The organism is Sphingobacterium bambusae (assembly GCF_033955345.1).
Lineage (GTDB): Bacteria > Bacteroidota > Bacteroidia > Sphingobacteriales > Sphingobacteriaceae > Sphingobacterium > Sphingobacterium bambusae.
In genome coordinates this window covers 770,629-788,542 of sequence record NZ_CP138332.1, presented here as the reverse complement: position 1 = coordinate 788,542, position 17,914 = coordinate 770,629, and the positions used below count along the sequence as shown (strand labels likewise).

8 protein-coding genes are annotated in these 17,914 nt (G+C 37.7%); 6 read left to right on the top strand and 2 right to left on the bottom strand.

The window, feature by feature from the left end:
* Both SCB77_RS03370 and SCB77_RS03365 read left to right on the top strand, forming a co-directional pair.
* Nucleotides 1–1,227 (top strand): DUF5000 domain-containing lipoprotein, encoded by a 1,227-nt coding sequence (locus SCB77_RS03370; protein ID WP_320185015.1) that lies wholly within the window; start codon nucleotides 1–3, stop codon nucleotides 1,225–1,227.
* A gap of 28 nt (nucleotides 1,228–1,255) precedes the next feature.
* The gene (locus SCB77_RS03365; RefSeq protein ID WP_320185014.1) at nucleotides 1,256–2,452 is read left to right on the top strand and encodes a DUF4998 domain-containing protein; all 1,197 of its coding nucleotides are present in this window, start codon (nucleotides 1,256–1,258) and stop codon (nucleotides 2,450–2,452) included.
* Between the two features lie 51 nt (nucleotides 2,453–2,503).
* On the opposite strand, the gene SCB77_RS03360 is transcribed toward SCB77_RS03365, so the two are convergent.
* Nucleotides 2,504–3,379 (bottom strand): AraC family transcriptional regulator, encoded by an 876-nt coding sequence (locus SCB77_RS03360; protein WP_320185013.1) that lies wholly within the window; start codon nucleotides 3,377–3,379, stop codon nucleotides 2,504–2,506.
* 103 nt (nucleotides 3,380–3,482) lie between these two features.
* On the opposite strand from SCB77_RS03360, the gene SCB77_RS03355 reads away from it, so the two are divergent.
* Entirely contained in the window at nucleotides 3,483–6,014 is a 2,532-nt protein-coding gene (locus SCB77_RS03355) for a glycoside hydrolase family 95 protein (protein WP_320185012.1), read from the top strand.
* A 312-nt stretch (nucleotides 6,015–6,326) separates the two neighbouring features.
* On the opposite strand, the gene SCB77_RS03350 is transcribed toward SCB77_RS03355, so the two are convergent.
* A complete protein-coding gene (locus SCB77_RS03350; protein ID WP_320185011.1) occupies nucleotides 6,327–10,421 on the bottom strand; it encodes a hybrid sensor histidine kinase/response regulator transcription factor in 4,095 nt (1,364 codons plus the stop codon).
* A 401-nt stretch (nucleotides 10,422–10,822) separates the two neighbouring features.
* On the opposite strand from SCB77_RS03350, the gene SCB77_RS03345 reads away from it, so the two are divergent.
* The 3 genes from SCB77_RS03345 (at nucleotide 10,823) to SCB77_RS03335 (ending at nucleotide 17,892) form a co-directional block, all read left to right on the top strand.
* Nucleotides 10,823–13,903: a SusC/RagA family TonB-linked outer membrane protein gene (locus SCB77_RS03345; protein ID WP_320185010.1), complete on the top strand. Its 3,081-nt coding sequence runs from the start codon at nucleotides 10,823–10,825 to the stop codon at nucleotides 13,901–13,903.
* A gap of 78 nt (nucleotides 13,904–13,981) precedes the next feature.
* Nucleotides 13,982–15,586, top strand: coding sequence for a RagB/SusD family nutrient uptake outer membrane protein (locus SCB77_RS03340; RefSeq protein ID WP_320185009.1), 1,605 nt, complete (start codon nucleotides 13,982–13,984; stop codon nucleotides 15,584–15,586).
* Between the two features lie 77 nt (nucleotides 15,587–15,663).
* Entirely contained in the window at nucleotides 15,664–17,892 is a 2,229-nt protein-coding gene (locus SCB77_RS03335; RefSeq protein WP_320185008.1) for a glycoside hydrolase family 95 protein, read from the top strand.
* Nucleotides 17,893–17,914: the final 22 nt, after the last annotated feature.

Here is a 17,914-nt window from a genome sequence, read left to right as displayed (position 1 = left end):
ATGAAAATTAAATTATTTTTATACACTTTTTTCGTCATCGTTTTAACGAGCTGTAAAGATTTTGATATCTATCAAGATCCGATATCCAACGATAAAACAAAGCCGAATCCACCCAAAAATATACAAGTTCAAAATTTTAAAGGAGGAGCCTATATAACGTATGATTTGCCTGATACAGAGAATACATTATATGTAGTAGCTGATTATGTAATCAATGAGCAGACAAAAGTTACTCGGCAAACAAAGACCAGTTATTATTCCGATGTGACAAAAGTAGAAGGATTCGCGGAATCTAAAGATTATACGGTTACACTTAGAACCGTTTCTAGATCTAACATTATGTCTGATCCTGTGCAGGTTAATGTACATCCAGGCGTGCCTCCATACTTAGAAGTTGCATCAGGTCTAACACTTTCTCCAACATTTGGAGGAGTCAATGCACATACAGTAAATCCGGATGCTGCTGGCGTAACATTGGTATATTTGTACGATGATCCGATTTTCGGCAAATACGTCATACGGGAACAAAAATATCACGATGCGCTGGAGATTAATTATGCACTTCGCGGATTTGACACGGATCCCAAGAAATTTGGTATATACGTTACAGATAAGTTTGGTAACAAATCGCAACCGCTTTATTCAACGGTATCTCCATGGTATGAAGTATTGTTGGATAAATCAAAGTTTTCAACGTATAGCCTACCTTCTGATAATACTTTATTAGGCGGTTGGAATTTACAACATATTTGGGATGGTGTAATAGTTGGTAACAATTTCTGGCATACCTCAGAAACTGCAAAGCCTTATCCTCATGTAGGTACGTTCGGGCTAGGGCAAGAAGCGCGTATTAGTCGGTTTATTTTAAATCAACGAAACAGTTGGGAAGGAGCGTATTGGGCAAATGGAACGGTAGAAAAGTTTAGTTTGTGGGGGACAAACGTTCCTGCACCCAGAGACGCTAACCTTCCAGTTTTGGCACCTGTCGGCACAGTTGTCGGTGAATGGGTTAATATGGGTAATTTCGATTTTCCAAGGCCTCCCTCTGGAAACCCTATATCAAGCCCCACTGCGGGTGATATACAATGGTGGACTGATGGGGTCGAATTTTTTATGCCCACAAATTCCCCACCTGTTCGGTTTTTACGTATTGCTGTTAATAAAACTTGGGGTAACCACACTGCAGCTTACATTTGCGAGCTCACATTATTTGGAGGGCAACTTTAGGTAAAGTTTAAATTTTTGGAAAACTATTATGAAAATATTTAAATTAAACAAAATACTTTATGTCTTTTGTAATCTGATACTTATCTGGGGTGTTACAGGATGTCAAAAATTGGATACCGAATTTCTGAAGTTCTACGATGGTAGAGAAATAGTCTATCCTGGAACACCTAGTAATATCAAGGCCCATTCTGGAAATGGCCGTGTGAAATTCGAGTGGAATATCAGCCCAGACCCTTCAATAATGAAGTATATATTATATTGGAACAATGGATTGGATTCAGCGATATTTGACGCGAAAGATAACGCAAATAGTGCCATTGGAGATATCATCATAGACAATATCGAAGAGGGGACGCATTTTTTTACGATTTATACCGTTGATAAGCATAATAACAGGTCTATCCCACTTTCTGTAAGTAATGTCAAGGTTTATGGTGAATATTACCGTAAAGGTTTAGTGAATAGGCCAATCTTGAGTACAAATGTGGATGGGGACAATAAGGTTACGATAATTTTTACAGAAGGGTTACCTACAAATGAAAAAACAATTATAGAGTATACAGATACTTTCGGGCAAATGAAGCAGGTGTCGATATCACAGGTCGAAAGAGAAATCACAATTTCTAATTGGAAAGTTGGCACTCCAATGCTATATCAGTCCTCATATAGGCCTGCAGAAGACGCTTTCGATACATTTTTTACCTTAAATAAGGATCGGATGCAAATTAAGAAAGACATATCTTCTGTTTACCTTTCTAACTTTAGTCAACCTTTCGCTGCTAAACAATCTGATGGCCGTTTTCGTGACCCTCTCAATTGGATAGTTAATGATCCTGTCAAAAATCACAATAGCAGAGGAGGATGGGGAACCGACGAAGGCACGGTTTTAGTCATGGAATCTGGCTGGGGGGCTAATGATATTATTAATGGAAAATTGTATCAAAATGTTGATTTGCCTTCTGGTACTTACTCTGTTCAAATTGAATTGGCTAGTTTTGGAATTAATACCTCGCAAGTCAAAATTGTTGCTGCTCCCGGTGACGTTTTGCCAGACATAAATGCCGACGGTGGTATTTCAGAGGTTTTTGCTACTGCAGATTTGGATCTTAGAAATCTAAATTTTGTAGTTCCATCAAAAGGTCCTGTTTCCATCGGTTTTGCAGTAAATATGCGCGGAAACCAATTTTGGAGAATAAAAAAGATAAATTTGTACGCTCACTACTAATTATGAAGTTGAATCATTCCAGGTTAGGTATTGGCTAGATTTAGCCTGGAATTATTCTTCTACTTGTTTATTTGTTATCATCTTTTTGAAACTGAGAGGCGTCAGACCGACATGCTTTTTGAAAATTTGGTTAAAATATGATATGCTCTCGAAGCCTAAGCTGTAAGATATCTCTTTTATTGTTATGTTCGAAGTTATTAACATCATTTGTGATCTTTCAATTTTCTTGCGGTTGATGTATTCGACAGGAGTTACCCCAATCTCCCTTTTGAAAATCCTTATCATATGATCTTTTGACATATGGACTTGATCGGCAAGTTGTTCTAGGTAGATAGTTTTGTGACAGTTATGATGAATGAACTTTAATATTTCCATGACGCGAGGATCCTCCGATGGAAATTTTTCGATGGCCTTAATAGCAAATTTGGAGAGAATTAATTGTATTATTCCTTTACAGGCAAGTGAGTTTGCTAAAGAATCTGATTTTTGAGTTGCTATGTTCTGAAATAACTCATTTCCGTTTTCGTAAATCGAAGGATCGTATGTTTTTAAATCCCGATCTGGGTTTGCGCAAATCAACCTTGTAAAAAGTTCTAATATAAAATCATCACTTTCAATTTCAACAGGGAATTCCAAAAAATCGAATAGCAAATTTTGTTTTTCTATCGGTTCATATAAGTGGATATAAAATAATGATAATTCGCCATCACAGATATAGCTTTGCGTCAGATTCGACGGGGTTAAATACATATGGTTTGCTCTCATTACATAGCTTTTGCTATTTCGTTCCAACACTCCAGCACCTTTAACAACGAGATGGATTCGAATAATTGGACTTTTCAAATCCTTCCAGTTCCAGTCTCCATAATGCTCTGCATAACCTGCATTTAGTAGGATAAGGTCAGTGTCCAGATTTTTTGTTAGCATATTTTAATAATTGAGATCGACGCATAAATATCAGCGATTTTGTACATATTATCAAGGAGAAATTTTAATACTTTCTCATTTGGTGGATAGCCTTGGAATGCAGATGAGAAAACATTTCCGTATATTAGGGATGTATTTTAAATCATTTTTTGTAAGTGTATTTAAATCGGAAACATATATATTAAATATTGGCAAGCATAGTTTTTATCCGTCTTTTTATAATAATTATTATATGAACAAAATTTTTCATACCCAAGAGCGATCAGTTTTTTACGTAAGTTTCTTAGTGTTTTTTCTATGCTTTAATGTAACAAAGGGACAGGGGTTAAAAAACAAAAATGTCTTACATTTGACTCAATCAGCAGCTAATTGGAATGAAGCTTTCCCTGTTGGTAATGGAAGATTAGGAGGAATGGTATATGGTGGTGTAGATTTGGAACTTATAAAAACTAACGATGATACTTTTTGGTCTGGTCAACCTGTTGACGTCCAGCGTCCAAACACTTATAATCATCTTAAAGATATTCGCCAAGCATTGAAGATTGGTGATAATAAAAGAGCGCAGGAACTGATAGATGCACAACTTTTGGGGCCTTACAACCAAAGTTACATGCCCTTGGCTGATATTAGTTTGAAAATGTTGTCTAAGGGAAACTATGTAAACTATAGGCGTGAATTAGACCTAGATAGCGGTATTGTGAGGATATCTTACAAGCAAAATGGTATAAATTATAAAAGAGAAATATTTGCGTCGTATCCTGACCAGTCAATAATTATTAGGCTTATTGCGGATAAAAAGAAAGCTATCAGTTTTGTTTCAGATATGCAAAGCCTAGTACAGCACCAACAGTCTGCGACAAATAACCAACTCATAATTAATGGTACGGCGCCAAAACATGTTGAACCAAACTATCAAGGTAAACATGAACCCATCTACGAGAATGGTCATGGGATGCGATTTCAAGGACGTTTATTAGTAACGGAAACGGATGGGAAGGTTTTCGTGGATGCGCATAAATTGGAGGTGAATCAAGCTTCTTACGTAACTTTGATATTTGTAGCGGCGACAAGTTTTAACGGATTTGAAAAAGATCCCTATATTGAGGGAAAGGATGAAAATATGCTTTGTAATAAATATGCTAGTGATGTTTCATCTAAGAAATTTGCTGAGATAAAGAAGAATCACGTTAAGGATTATCAAAAGTTGTTTAAAAGAGTTGATATGTTTTTCGAAGGCTCGTCGAGAGATTCTATTCCGCTGGATCGACGGATTAAGTTATATTCAGAAGAGTCGGATCCAGAATTGACTGCGCTTTATTATCAATTTGGTCGCTATCTCCTAATTTCATCATCGAGAGAAGGATCTCAGCCGGCTAACTTGCAGGGTATATGGAACGATTTGCTACAACCTGCCTGGAGTGCAAATTGGACGATAAACTGTAATGCTCAAATTAACTATTGGCCTGTAGAGAGTGCAAATCTTTCTGAATGCCATTCTCCTCTTTTCCAATTGATTCGAGATATCACCATAGATGGAAGAAAGACGGCAAAAAATCTCTACAATTCGCGAGGATGGGTTGCTCATCATAACGTTGATATTTGGAGGACAACATGGCCAGTTGGTGGCACTGGCTTATGGGCACTTTATCAAGTGGGGGGAGCATGGCTTTGTCAGCATATATGGCAACATTATCTTTTCACAAACGATGAAAAATTCCTAAAAGACCATTATTCAATTTTGAAAGAAGCTTCAATATTTTATATGGATAACCTTCAAGAAAACAAACTTGGCTATTTAGTGACTAGTCCTTCAATATCTTTTGAGAACCATTATGTAAATTTTCAAGGTGAGAAAGGGTGGGTAGCTGAAGGTGCATCTCAAGATATGCAAATTATTTACGCTCTATTTAAAAACACTTTGTATGCTGCTAGACGTTTTGATAATGATAAAGTCTACATTGATTCACTAGTATCTTGCCTAGATAAATTACCACCTTTAAAAATTAGTCCAACTACTGGGCAACTTCAGGAATGGCAGGAAGATTGGTCACCATTTTCCCCAGATAATGGACAGCTTCCTCATGGTTGGGGATTAATTTGTTCAGATCAGATTAATTTACACTCTACACCAGAGCTTGCGAATGCTTTACGAAAAACTTTGGAGGCGAGGAGACCTGAATATACTAATGGCACAGGAAGTTGGACCGCTGCTTTTGCAGCAAATTATTGGGCAAAACTAGAAGATCCTGTTCACTTGCGTAGCGTATTTGATATGCATTTCGATAAGGCTGTATATCCGAATTTTACAAGCCGATTTATGGGCGGTTGGCAAATCGACGGTAATTTGGGGATTACGGCAGCAATAGGTGAAATGCTATTGCAAAGTCGAGAAGGTGAGCTTAATATATTACCAGCTTTGATAGCAGGACATGAAAATGGATATGTAACAGGACTTAAAGCGCAAGGCGGTTTTGAAGTTGACATCTTTTGGCGTGAGGGCGTGCTGGAGAATGTTTCCATTTTAAGCAGACATTCCAAGAAGCTGCTCATTAGATATAAAGATAGAGTAAAGGAGATCTTCGTTGAGGGGGGAAAAAAAACTATGCTCACATCTAAGGATTTTTTGGTATTGTAAATTACGTCTTATTATTGAAATTCTGTATAAATAGTAAACTTGCGTAACTGTCTTTAAGTTCTTATACAAGAATGGGATGTCGGTTAGCGATGCGAGATAACGAGTAATTAGATTAGTACCGGTTTGAGCGTCATACTCAATCTTGAATGCGTTGACGTGTTGATCCCATAAATTGCCAATTTACTCCATGAGGAATGGTGTTAGATTTGCAAAAAGGTGAATGGCTGAGTTACCAATCTGTAGGTCGGTAACTCAGCCATTGACAAATTTTGTTTTACGCTACCGGTCATATAAGTTAACAACGTTATTGCATTATTCTTCTTTCAAGGCAATGTTGGTTGTGCGTTTAAATGACTGATATTTTTTTCTGTAGTCCGAAGGTTTTTCTCCAAAAAGCTTTAAAAACTGAAGCCTGAAATGCTTTATATCATTAAACCCAGTCTTGTAGGCTGCTTCACTAATTTTTAGATCTGTATCCAAAAGGAGCTGAGCAACTTTTCGAAGTCTGATATACCGGATGAACTCATTTGCCGACTTCCCTGATATAACTTTTATTTTTTTATAAACATAGGAATGACTCATTCCAATTTCGTCAACAAGAAGCTTTACGCCAAGATTAGGATTAGTAAGATTTTTTTCAACTATCTCAATCGCTTTTTTAAGAAATGCACTATAGTCCTCTGATATCTTGTAGTGGTTGGTTTGCAAAGTGATTTCATTATAAAAATATTGCTGTAATCTATTTTTGCCTGCTATCAGATTTTTCACCCGAGCAGCCAATATATCCGTACTAAAGGGCTTGGTAAAATAGTCGTCAGCTCCGCTTTCCCAACCCCTCAGCTCTGCATCATCAGAAATGTTTCCAGATATTAAAATAACTGGGATATGGCTATACATATCACTTTGTTTAATGAATAAACATAGATCAATTCCGGAACTTTTTCTAAGTAAAATATCACTGATAACTAGTGATATTTCTCTATTACGCAATAGTTCAACCGCCTCCTCTTTCGTCGAACCTTCAACGATGTTATAATCTCTGTGAAAAACTGATTTAATGTACTTTCTTATTTGGGAATTGTCGTCGACAACTAAGAGGGTTAGTTTGTCAATAAATAACTTATCTCGCTCTCTAAAGTTGAGTTTAGTTTTTTCCAAACTATCTATGGCTTGATCTTCGTCATCCCAATCCTCGCAAAGGTCTACCACCGGTTTTGGAAATAAGTTACTTTGCAATTGGCTGTTCTTTTTCGGTAAATTGAATGTCTGAGAATTGTTCTTTAAGGGCAGTTGTAAAGTAAAAAAAGTTCCGTTAAGTAGTTTGTTAGTATAAAATAAATCTCCATTATGCAATCTTGCAAACTTTCGTGCGAAAAATAAACCTATCCCAAGTCCGTCTCGTACTTTCTCACCATCACTACGATACTGTTCGTACATCTGGAAGATATTTTCACCAACTTCGTTTTTAATTCCAGGTCCTGTATCACCTACGTTGATAAATATGCTTTCTTCGTTAGTAGCTAACGTTACATCAACGGTGCCGCCCTTATTCGTGTATTTCAAGGCGTTACCTATAATGTTGAAAAGGCATATTTCTAATTTCTCTCTATCACCCTTCACTGTCAAATCGTCTTCTATTATTCCTTTATAGATATAGTTAATCTGCCTTAATGTAGCATGTTGTTCGAAATAGTGATATACCTCTTTGCAAAGATTGTTAATATCTATTTCCTTTATATTTAACGCGCTTAAATCATGTTCAGATTTTTGAAAAAGCATAAGCTTGTCGACCAATGTCAGTAATCTCTTAGAATTATTATACATATGACGCAAGGGCGCTGTTTCCTCATCGGCATCTTTTCTGTTTTTCAGCATTTCTTTAGCTGGATTCAGAATTAGTGTTAAGGGGGTTCTGAACTCATTTGCAATGTGCGATACAAATTGTAATTTTTTTTCGTGCGACTCGCGCTCATTTCTTATCTCAACTTCCTTTATTTTAACTTGATACTTAAGGCTTGTCTGCTTTTTTACGTAATATATGTATCCACAAAATAGACAGGACAGTAGGCATAGATAGCCTATATATGCCCAATAGGTTCTATACCACGGCGGTAATATATGGATTAGCATGACCTTCTCTTTCAATGACCACTGTCCAGAAGCATTCGTAGACTTAATTTTTAAAATAAAGGTTCCTTCTCTTAAATTCGAATATTGGATCCTTCGTTGATCATTTACATAGTGCCAATTTTTGTCCCATCCATCTAATTTATAAGCATATTTAATTTTATCAGAAAAAGAATATTCCAAAGCAGAAAAACCAACGGACAAAACAGATTTATCGTAGGGTATAACAAGATTTAGAGTATCACTAGGTATTCCTTTCTTAATTTGATAAGGAAAGTAGCTGTCGTTTTGAACTAACACTTCGGTGAAGGCAATTGTTGGTGCGGTAGATGAGTGTTCGATAAAATCTTTTGGATTAAACAAATTAAAACCGCGAATACCTCCAAAAAGTAACTCGCCGCTTTTTACCCCAACTGCAGCATTGTAGCTAAATTGGTTGCTTTGTAATCCATCAGATTTTTGAAAGTTTTCAAACTTTTCTTTTCTTGGATCGAAACGCGATAATCCGTTATATGTCGAAATCCAATAGTAACCGTAACGGTCTTCCAACAAATTTAAAATCGTGTTGCTCGGAAGTCCATCTTTTTCTGTAAAGCTTTTTGTTTTTTGCGTGCGCAAATCTAGCTTTATTAATCCACCGCCTTCTGTGCCTATCCATAAATGTGAGTTATGATCTTTTTGTATAAATCTGACGGGATGCCGCATGGCATATTTTTGCATAGCGTGAGTGTTTACATCATAGCGTATTACAACATCCCAACTGCCAAACCATATTGTCGAACTATTTTCTTGATAAAAACTGATGACATCATGAATAGGTTGATTCAGGGCCTTAAACACGTTTAGCTTTTTATCGTAAATGTACAATGAACCACCATCTAACGTTGATGCCCAGATTTTATCTTGGCTATCTATAAAAAGTTTCCAAACGAAATTTTGTGTTTTCCCGCTATTTGGATTCTCAAGATTGAACCTTTCAAATTTTCTCGTTTTAGCACTATATTTATTGATACCTCCGTGGTATGTTCCTATCCAAAGGTCATCATGTTTATCACAGATAATATGTGTAATATAATCGCTGCTGAGAGTATTTCTTAAACTTGTAGCCCCATATCTTCTGTAAACATTATCCTTTCTGTTCAATTGATATAGCCCAGCTCCATCTGTACCAATCCAAATTAGTCCAGCGGAATTCTCGGCTAATGACATCACATAATTCCTTGCATATACATCGGGCTTTTCATCATTTTGGAAACTCTTAAATTTTCCCTTGAGAGGATCTAGTAAATTGATACCTCCCCGTAAAGTACCTACCCAGATTCTACCTTGATTATCCTTGTAGGATGAGAATACTGATTTACTGCTAAGAATATCTTTACCCGTCCCATCGTCGAGATATGAAACATTGCCAGTTTCACTGTCTACAATCATTATTCCACTTCCGTCTGTACCGACCCACATATGATTATCGACAGAGAGAATATTGACCATTTTAGTGTTTGAAACGACGTCCTTTTGCAAATATTCTTTTACTTGTTTATTCTCTCTGTTATAACTTTTTAGTGATAAATTGTTTACTACCCAAATTTCGTTCCGTTGAGAAATAGTCATGTCGTTCGCATCCTTAATGTCAGATGTAATCTTCTTTAATCGATTCGCTTTGTTATCCAATAAGCAAAGACCAATGTCGCGTACAACAGCCCATAAATTATTGTTCAAGTCCATGCACATCGATCTGACTGTATAATTGTTTAAAATGGAGCTGTCTAACTTAAGCTGAATTTTCTCAAGATGCCAATTGCCATCATGATTAACTATTTTCAAGATACCCTCTTGATCTGTCGCCGCATAGATTGTATTATTCTGATATAATAATTTATTGACCTCGTATCGATTTCGTCGGGCAACCTTCGTTTGTTTTGACAAATGTAGCCGTTTCCATAATCCTGAGTTCCTATCTAAAACGGCCAAACCTGCACGAGTTCCTACCCACAGGTTTCTTTTTCCATCCTCTATGATGTCGGTTATACGATTATCTGGCAACGAATTAATGTCGGAAGGATCGTTACGATAAATCTTAAAGGTGTATGCATCATATCTGTTTAGGCCGTCGTAGCTTCCGAACCACATAAAGCCTTCTTTGTCCTTATAAATTTTAGTGACATTATTGTTAGATAATCCTTGATCGATTCCAATAGTTTGAACCTGATTGCTATTTTGAGCACCCAAATCTATTGTTATGAGTAGCAATATTATCAAAGTGATTATAAACCTTTTCACAGCTTGAGTTTTTAGTGTATGATATTCGATACAGTAAAGGTAACTACCAACATGCTTGCTTTCAAATGAAAGGGTTCATAAATTAAAAAAGAATTTAAAAAAGCCTTTTCTTAATAAAGCCCTCAAGCAATCGTCTCACATTTTTCTTCCTTGATTTTTGCAAATAAAGGGGGTATAATCGTTTATATGGGTGTGTATAATCTTATTTGTTTGCTTTTAATAATTGATCCTTCTTAGTTTAGCAATGGCAGTCGATAGTAATGCACGATGTTGTTTAAAGCTCTCGATCGCTATTTATAAACCATATTTAATACACACAGACGCACTAAGAATTGTTCCGAAGTATACGCTGATTTTGCTTTTGCTATCCTGTGTCGCTAACGTTTAATATTATAAATTTTATGATCAAAATTCTCAAATTTAAGTTATGTTCAATTCGATTGTGCATACTGCTTGTTTTAGTAGCCATTTCTTCGTTCGAAGGTTTTGCCCAGCAAAATCAAAAAAAAGGAGTCGTAAAGGATGCTAAAACTAACCAAGCTATCAGTGGGGTTTCCATTAGTATAGGTAATAAGCCCATTGCGTCAACTGATGATAGTGGACGATTTTCGTTGGATAATATCGAAGATGGAGTGCTGCTAAGTTTTTCGATTTTAGGGTATGAAACTTTAACAAAACCAGCATCTGCAAGTATGGAGGTGACAATTACACCAAATAGTGAAGATCTTGAGGAAGTGGTGGTTGTTGGATATGGGCAACAATCGAAGAAGACGATTTCTGGAGCTATTGCTACTATACCTCAAAAACAAATTGTTGACCGACCTGTTACATCGCTAAACAATGCACTTCAAGGTGTAGTTCCCGGCCTGACAGTCCTAGCACGTCCGGGAGATGTAGGGAGTGATGTAGGTGGCATCACACTAAGAGGTAGAGGAAACCTAGGTGCTCCAGAACCGCTATACGTTATTGATGGTGTTATTTTGTCTGGTGGAGATTTCGCTCGGATAAATCCCCGAGATGTAGAGTCCATTTCTGTATTGAAAGATGCCGCAGCCGCTTCCATCTACGGTTCAAGAGCAGCTAATGGCGTTATTTTGGTAAAGACTAAGCAGGGGAAGGAAGGTCAATCGCATATCTCCTATAACGGATCTTATGGATTACAGAGAGCTGCGTTTTTACCCGATTATTTAGGGGCATATGATTATGCCACCTTACGAAATGAGGCCCAAACTAATGCCGGTAGATCAGCGCAGTTTGATCAGGCTACGTTAGAAATTATTCGTAACCAGTCGCAGCCAGATCTTTATCCAGATAATGATTGGTATGATCTTGTCTTAAGAGACAATGCTCCGTTAAGCCAGCACGAGCTTAGTTTTTCGGGTGGAGGAAAAACGCGTTATTACGCAAGTGGTTCTTATTTAAACCAAAGTTCGCTGTTCCCTGGCAAAAGTCTAGAGCGCTATAGCACAAGATCCAATACTTCAACTGATATTAGTTCAAAATTTACCGTAGGTACGAACTTTTCATTAGTCCGTGACGGAATCAAAAACAAGAGCGGCTATTTGGAATCTATGTCATGGTTGTCCAGAATGGTACCGATGATGGTAAATAAACAATCAAATGGTCAATGGGGGACTGTCAATGCGGGTAGTATTGATGCCAGTATGGCAAATACCAACCCACTTTTGGTTCTTGAAGAGGGCGGCAGATCTTCAGAGGTCACCCATCGTATTTTGGGCGCGATAAATGGAAGTTTTAGGCCTATCGAAGGTTTGTCGATAGATGGAAACATATCTTATTATACCCAAAACTTCTACCGATCACTATTTGTGAACCGAAGAGATCCTTTGACAAATTTCTTTACCGGAGAGTTAATCCCAGGTACCGGTCGTGATCCAAACAATCTTAACGAACGCTGGACGAGGAACCATCGTTTACTTTCACAATTAACCTCAACTTTCGAAAAGACATTTGGGCAACACTACGCAAAAGTTTTAGTCGGAACATCCTACGAGTTCTATAATGAACGTGAAATAGAGGTGTCACGTAACAACTTTCCTACAAATAATTTAGACGCGATTAATGCGGGATCAACGGATCCGGCAAACACTACAGCTAATGGCGTTATTAATACACGCGCCTTCCTCTCTTATTTTAGTAGACTTGATTACACTTTCTCCGATAAGTATTTATTTGGTTTCAACCTTAGGCATGACATATCATCGCAATTTGCTCCAGGGTATCGTGGCGGAACCTACCCTTCTGCATCAGTCGGCTGGCGCTTATCACAGGAAAACTTTATGAAAAGCTTAGACTGGGTTTCTGAACTTAAAATTAGAGGATCATGGGGTGTGGCTGGTAACGTTGGCAATGTTGGTTTCTATGATTATTTCGGCGGCATTTCGACGGGTCAGGGCGCTTTCTTAGGCGGGACATGGGTGGACGGGGCATGGCCTGGTGCATTGCCAAGCCCATTATTGACTTGGGAAAAGAAGGAGATGACAAATATCGGATTGGATTTTTCTTTGTTTAAAAACAAAATAAACATTCAAATTGATGCTTACAACGCCTTGACAAAAGACATTTTATTGAGTAATGCAAATTCCGTTCCTTTAGAATCTGGTATAAGCAATGTTCCTAATATCAATTCTGGAAAGGTGCAAAATAGAGGGGTGGAGCTAGCGATCGATTACTCCAATAAAATTGGCGATCTTCAGTACACCATTGGTGGTAATATAAATTATATTCGTAACAGAATAATTGATCTTAATGGCCTTGATGAATTACCACCCAACGGGTTTTACATTGAGCGCGTAGGACAAGCTATAGGTGCATACTATATGTATCAATCTGCAGGATTGTTTACATCTGATCAAGAAGTAGATAATTGGGCTTTTCAATCCAGCAACACAAGTGCTGGTGACATCAAATACGTGGATCAAAATAATGATGGTGTGATTGACGGAAACGACCGCGTGATTGTAGGTAATGACGTACCTTACAAAACCTATGGATTAAACTTTTCACTAAATTACAAGGGTTTGGACTTGACCGTCATGGGACAAGGGGTTTGGGACGTTGACGCTTATTTTAATAATGAAGCAGCCCATGCCTTTTTTAACGGATCTGGCGTGCGCCGTTATCATCTGGATCGTTGGACATCAGACAATCCAGATGCAAATGCGGCCTATCCTAGATTATTGCGTTCTGAAGACAATACTCAAAATATGGTAAATTCAAGTTTCTGGTTGTTTGATGCAAGCTATTTCCGGGTGAAGAATGTAACCATAGGTTACAGCTTTAATGATGCGGTATTGCAAAGAATCAAGGCAAAAAATTTACGAATATTCTTAACAACAAACAACCTACTAACATTTAGAGGTGACAAGCGTATGAAAGATTTTGATCCAGAAGTACCTTCCGGATCTCCTTCATATCCGCAGACAAAAACAACTTCATTAGGGCTTTCATTAACATTTTAGTCTCAGTAGATCATGAAAAATAAATTTAACACATATACATACATACTTGTAACACTTACAGGTCTATTAAGTAGTTGCATGAAACAAATTGATCAGTATCCAAATGATCAGTTAGCGACTGAAACATTTTTTACGAATGCTAATGATGCGCTTTTGGCTCTTAATGGCTGTTATGGTTATTTGGATGGCAATCAAGATAATATCTATTTTGAAGCGATGTCAGATAATGCTTTTGCGCAATATCCTTGGGAGAGTGCTGCCACAGAGGTTTCTGCGGGAAATATTACTGTTAACACTGACTTAGGTTACGGTAGAAGATACGAGGGAATTCGACGATTTAACTATTTTATCTCCCAGATAGAGAATGTGCAAATGAGCGAAGAGCTTAAGAAAAGGTATAAAGCAGAAGTGCGTTTCTTAAGAGCTTATTCTTATGCTAATCTAACAACTATTTTCGGTCCAGTTCCTTTAATAGTGGATGCCCTTGAAAACCCTCAAGACGCAAAAATTGAACCAACGGCGGAACTACAGGTTGTAGAGTTTGTTTTAAGTGAGCTCGGAGATATTGTAAATGATTTACCTACAAGTTACAGCGGTGGTGGCGGAAATGAATACGGCAGGATTACTAGAAGTGCAGCATTGGCTCTACGATCGCGGATAGCTCTATTTTATAAAAATTATAACATTGCGTCAAGTTCAGCGAAGCAGGTAATGGATTTGAACATTCACACATTATTTGAAAAGGATCCGAGTAGCGGCGATCTTCAAGAAGATTATAGTGATTTCGTTACCTTTGCAAATGATGCGGAAAAGCAACGCTTTTATCGTGGACTGGTAAGTTATACCCAACAGTTTTGGTCTATAAATGAGCGAAATTCCGAAGTGATATTAACTAGACAGTATGCTGTTAATATCAATAAAACTTTAGCAACGACAAAATTGTTTCCTGCAGCATTAAATGGTTGGAGTTCAGTAACACCGACACAATCATTGGTTGATGCTTATGGCGATCGTAATGGTGATCCAGTTACAAATTTACCTACGCCAGCTCAGCGTAACACAAATTATAATAATGGAGCGTTTGGAGCTGCTTACTTGACAGAGTTCAAAAATCGAGACACCCGATTGTATGCTTCTATCTTATTTCCTGGTAATTCCTTGTTTGTTGATGGAAAGGTACAAGAGTTCTCTTGGGGGAAAGGTGGTAATAATAATTCAAAAACAGGATATAACTTTCGAAAAATTGCTGATCCAAATTACATCCAAGAACAAAATGGAGATAGCGATTTTCAGCTTTTACGTTATGCTGAGGTTTTGTTGACATTCGCTGAAGCAGAGAACGAATTGAACGGTCCCTCAGTTGCTGTTTACGAGGCCGTAAATCTAGTGAGAAGTAGAGCTGGAATGCCTGATGTTGATCAAGCGCGCTATGGAAGTAAAAACACATTACGAACGCTGATACAAAATGAACGCCGGATTGAGCTTGCTGGCGAGGGACAGAGATTCTGGGATATCCGCAGGTTGGCAATTGCAGCTGAGGTAATGAAAGACATTCGGGATATTACCAATGAAACTACCCAAGCGAGAAAATGGGAACCACGGTATTATTATATGCCATATCCATTAACTGCTATGGATAGAAATCCAAACTTGCAGACTGCGCAAAAGGAAAAGGGATATTAGAGTTTATAGGGGTGGCTGATAGGTCACCCTACATTAGGGCGTAATAAATTATTTGCAGCATGATTTTTTTTAATTTTATGAAATTACTTTTATTTTGTTTTTTGACGGGCGTTTTCCTATTACGCTGTGAAACAGTTTATTGCCAAAGAGATCTGAAACTGTGGTACGATCGTCCTGCGAAGAATTGGATGACAGAAGCTCTCCCAATAGGAAATGGAGAATTAGGTGCGATGTTTTTCGGGCGCATAGGACACGAGCAGATCCAGTTTAATGAGAAAACGCTTTGGACAGGCAGTCGTGAGATACGAGGATCGTACCAAAATTTTGGTGATATTTTTTTAGATTTTGATATTGAAGAAGATGTAGAGGACTATCAACGTGAACTCTCATTGGACAGTGCGTTGGGATCTGTTTCTTTTAGAAAAAATGGCGTAGCATTTAAAAGGGAATTTTTTGTGAGTAGGCCGGATCAAATTATTGCGGTACGTCTAAAAGCTATAGATCGCAAAGGGAAGATATCATTTAACTTGCGAATGAAGGGTGCTCATGGAGAAAAAACTTTTATCCGTAATAATATGATGTTTATTTCCGGTAAATTGGATCATTTGGAATATGAAGCTCAACTAAAGATTATTCTAGAAAGTGGAAGTTTAAAATCCACAGATACTTCACTTACTGTAAACCAAGCTGATGCTGTAACGATCTTATTAGCAGCAGGTACTACATTTGACATAAAATCCTCAGGTTATCTCGGACGATCAAAGCATTCCTTGAATGACTTATTGTCTAAGCGTGTTGAGAAAGCTGCAAAAAAATCTTATGATTCTTTAAAAGAAAGGCATGTAAAAGATTATAGCGCATTATATGACCGCGTGTCCTTCGATCTAAATACCCCTGTTCCGACTATTCCAACAGATGAATTGATAAAAAAACATAATCAAAGTAAACACCTTGATATGCTTTATTTCCAATACGGAAGATATCTCATGTTAAGTTCGTCAAGAGGAATGGATCTACCAAATAATTTGCAGGGGATATGGAATAATGATAATGATCCACCATGGCAGTCAGATATACACACCAATATTAATATCCAGATGAATTATTGGCCTGCAGAGCCTGCAAATTTATCGGAGTGTCATATGCCGTTCTTAAATTACGTTTTTTATGAATCTCAAAAGAAGGATGGTTCCTGGCAAAAGATAGCAAAAGATCTTGGGCATAGGGGGTGGGCAATTCATACACAAAGTAATATATTTGGTCATACAGATTGGAACGCTAACCGCCCTGCAAATGCTTGGTACTGCATGCATATGTGGCAACACTATCAGTTCACCAAAGATCGCAACTTTTTAAAAATTAAAGCTTTTCCCGTAATGAAGACAACCTGTGAGTATTGGTTTGACAGACTGGTCGAAGGGAAAGATGGAAAGCTTGTCGCTCCTGATGAATGGTCACCAGAACACGGGAATTGGGAAGATGGGATTGCTTATGCACAACAGTTAATTTATCAGTTGTTTAATCAGACCTTAGCAGCTAGCAAGTTGGTAGATGCAGATCATGTTTTTGTTCAAGAACTTGAGAGTAAGCTTTCAAAACTTGATAACGGTGTAACTGTTGGTGATTGGGGACAAATTAGAGAATGGAAAGCTCAGCCTGATGTCAAAGGTGATGACCATAGACACTTGTCACATCTGATGGCTTTGTATCCTGGCAATCAAATCTCTTATTTGGATGACGAAAAATTTGCTGATGCAGCTAAAACATCATTGATTTCCCGAGGAGATCAAGGCACAGGGTGGAGTAGAGCGTGGAAAATTGCTTGTTGGGCTAGATTATTTGATGGTGATCATGCTTATAAACTGCTTAAAGCTGCGTTGACCAGATCTACTATGACCTCGGTAAGTATGGATAGTGATCAAGGTGGCGTATATGATAACTTATTGGATTCACATCCCCCTTTTCAGATTGACGGTAATTTTGGCGCTACTGCCGGCATCATAGAAATGCTGCTACAAAGTCAGCATAATGAATTACACCTATTGCCTGCTTTGCCGAAAGCTTGGAATAGTGGCTCGATTAAGGGTATTAAAGCCGTTGGTAATTATACTGTTGATGTGGCTTGGGCTGATGGGCGATTAAAGAGTGCTACGGTGTATGCTGCGGCTTCTGGAGTGTGCGTTATTCGTACGAGCAGCCCCATAGCTTGTAAGGGTTTGGATGTTGCCGTCAAGCAACATAAAGGATACTACTTAAATTCTTTCACTGCAAAAAAGAATAAGAAGTATATTTTCTTTACAGGATAATAAATTATAGAATGAAAAATAT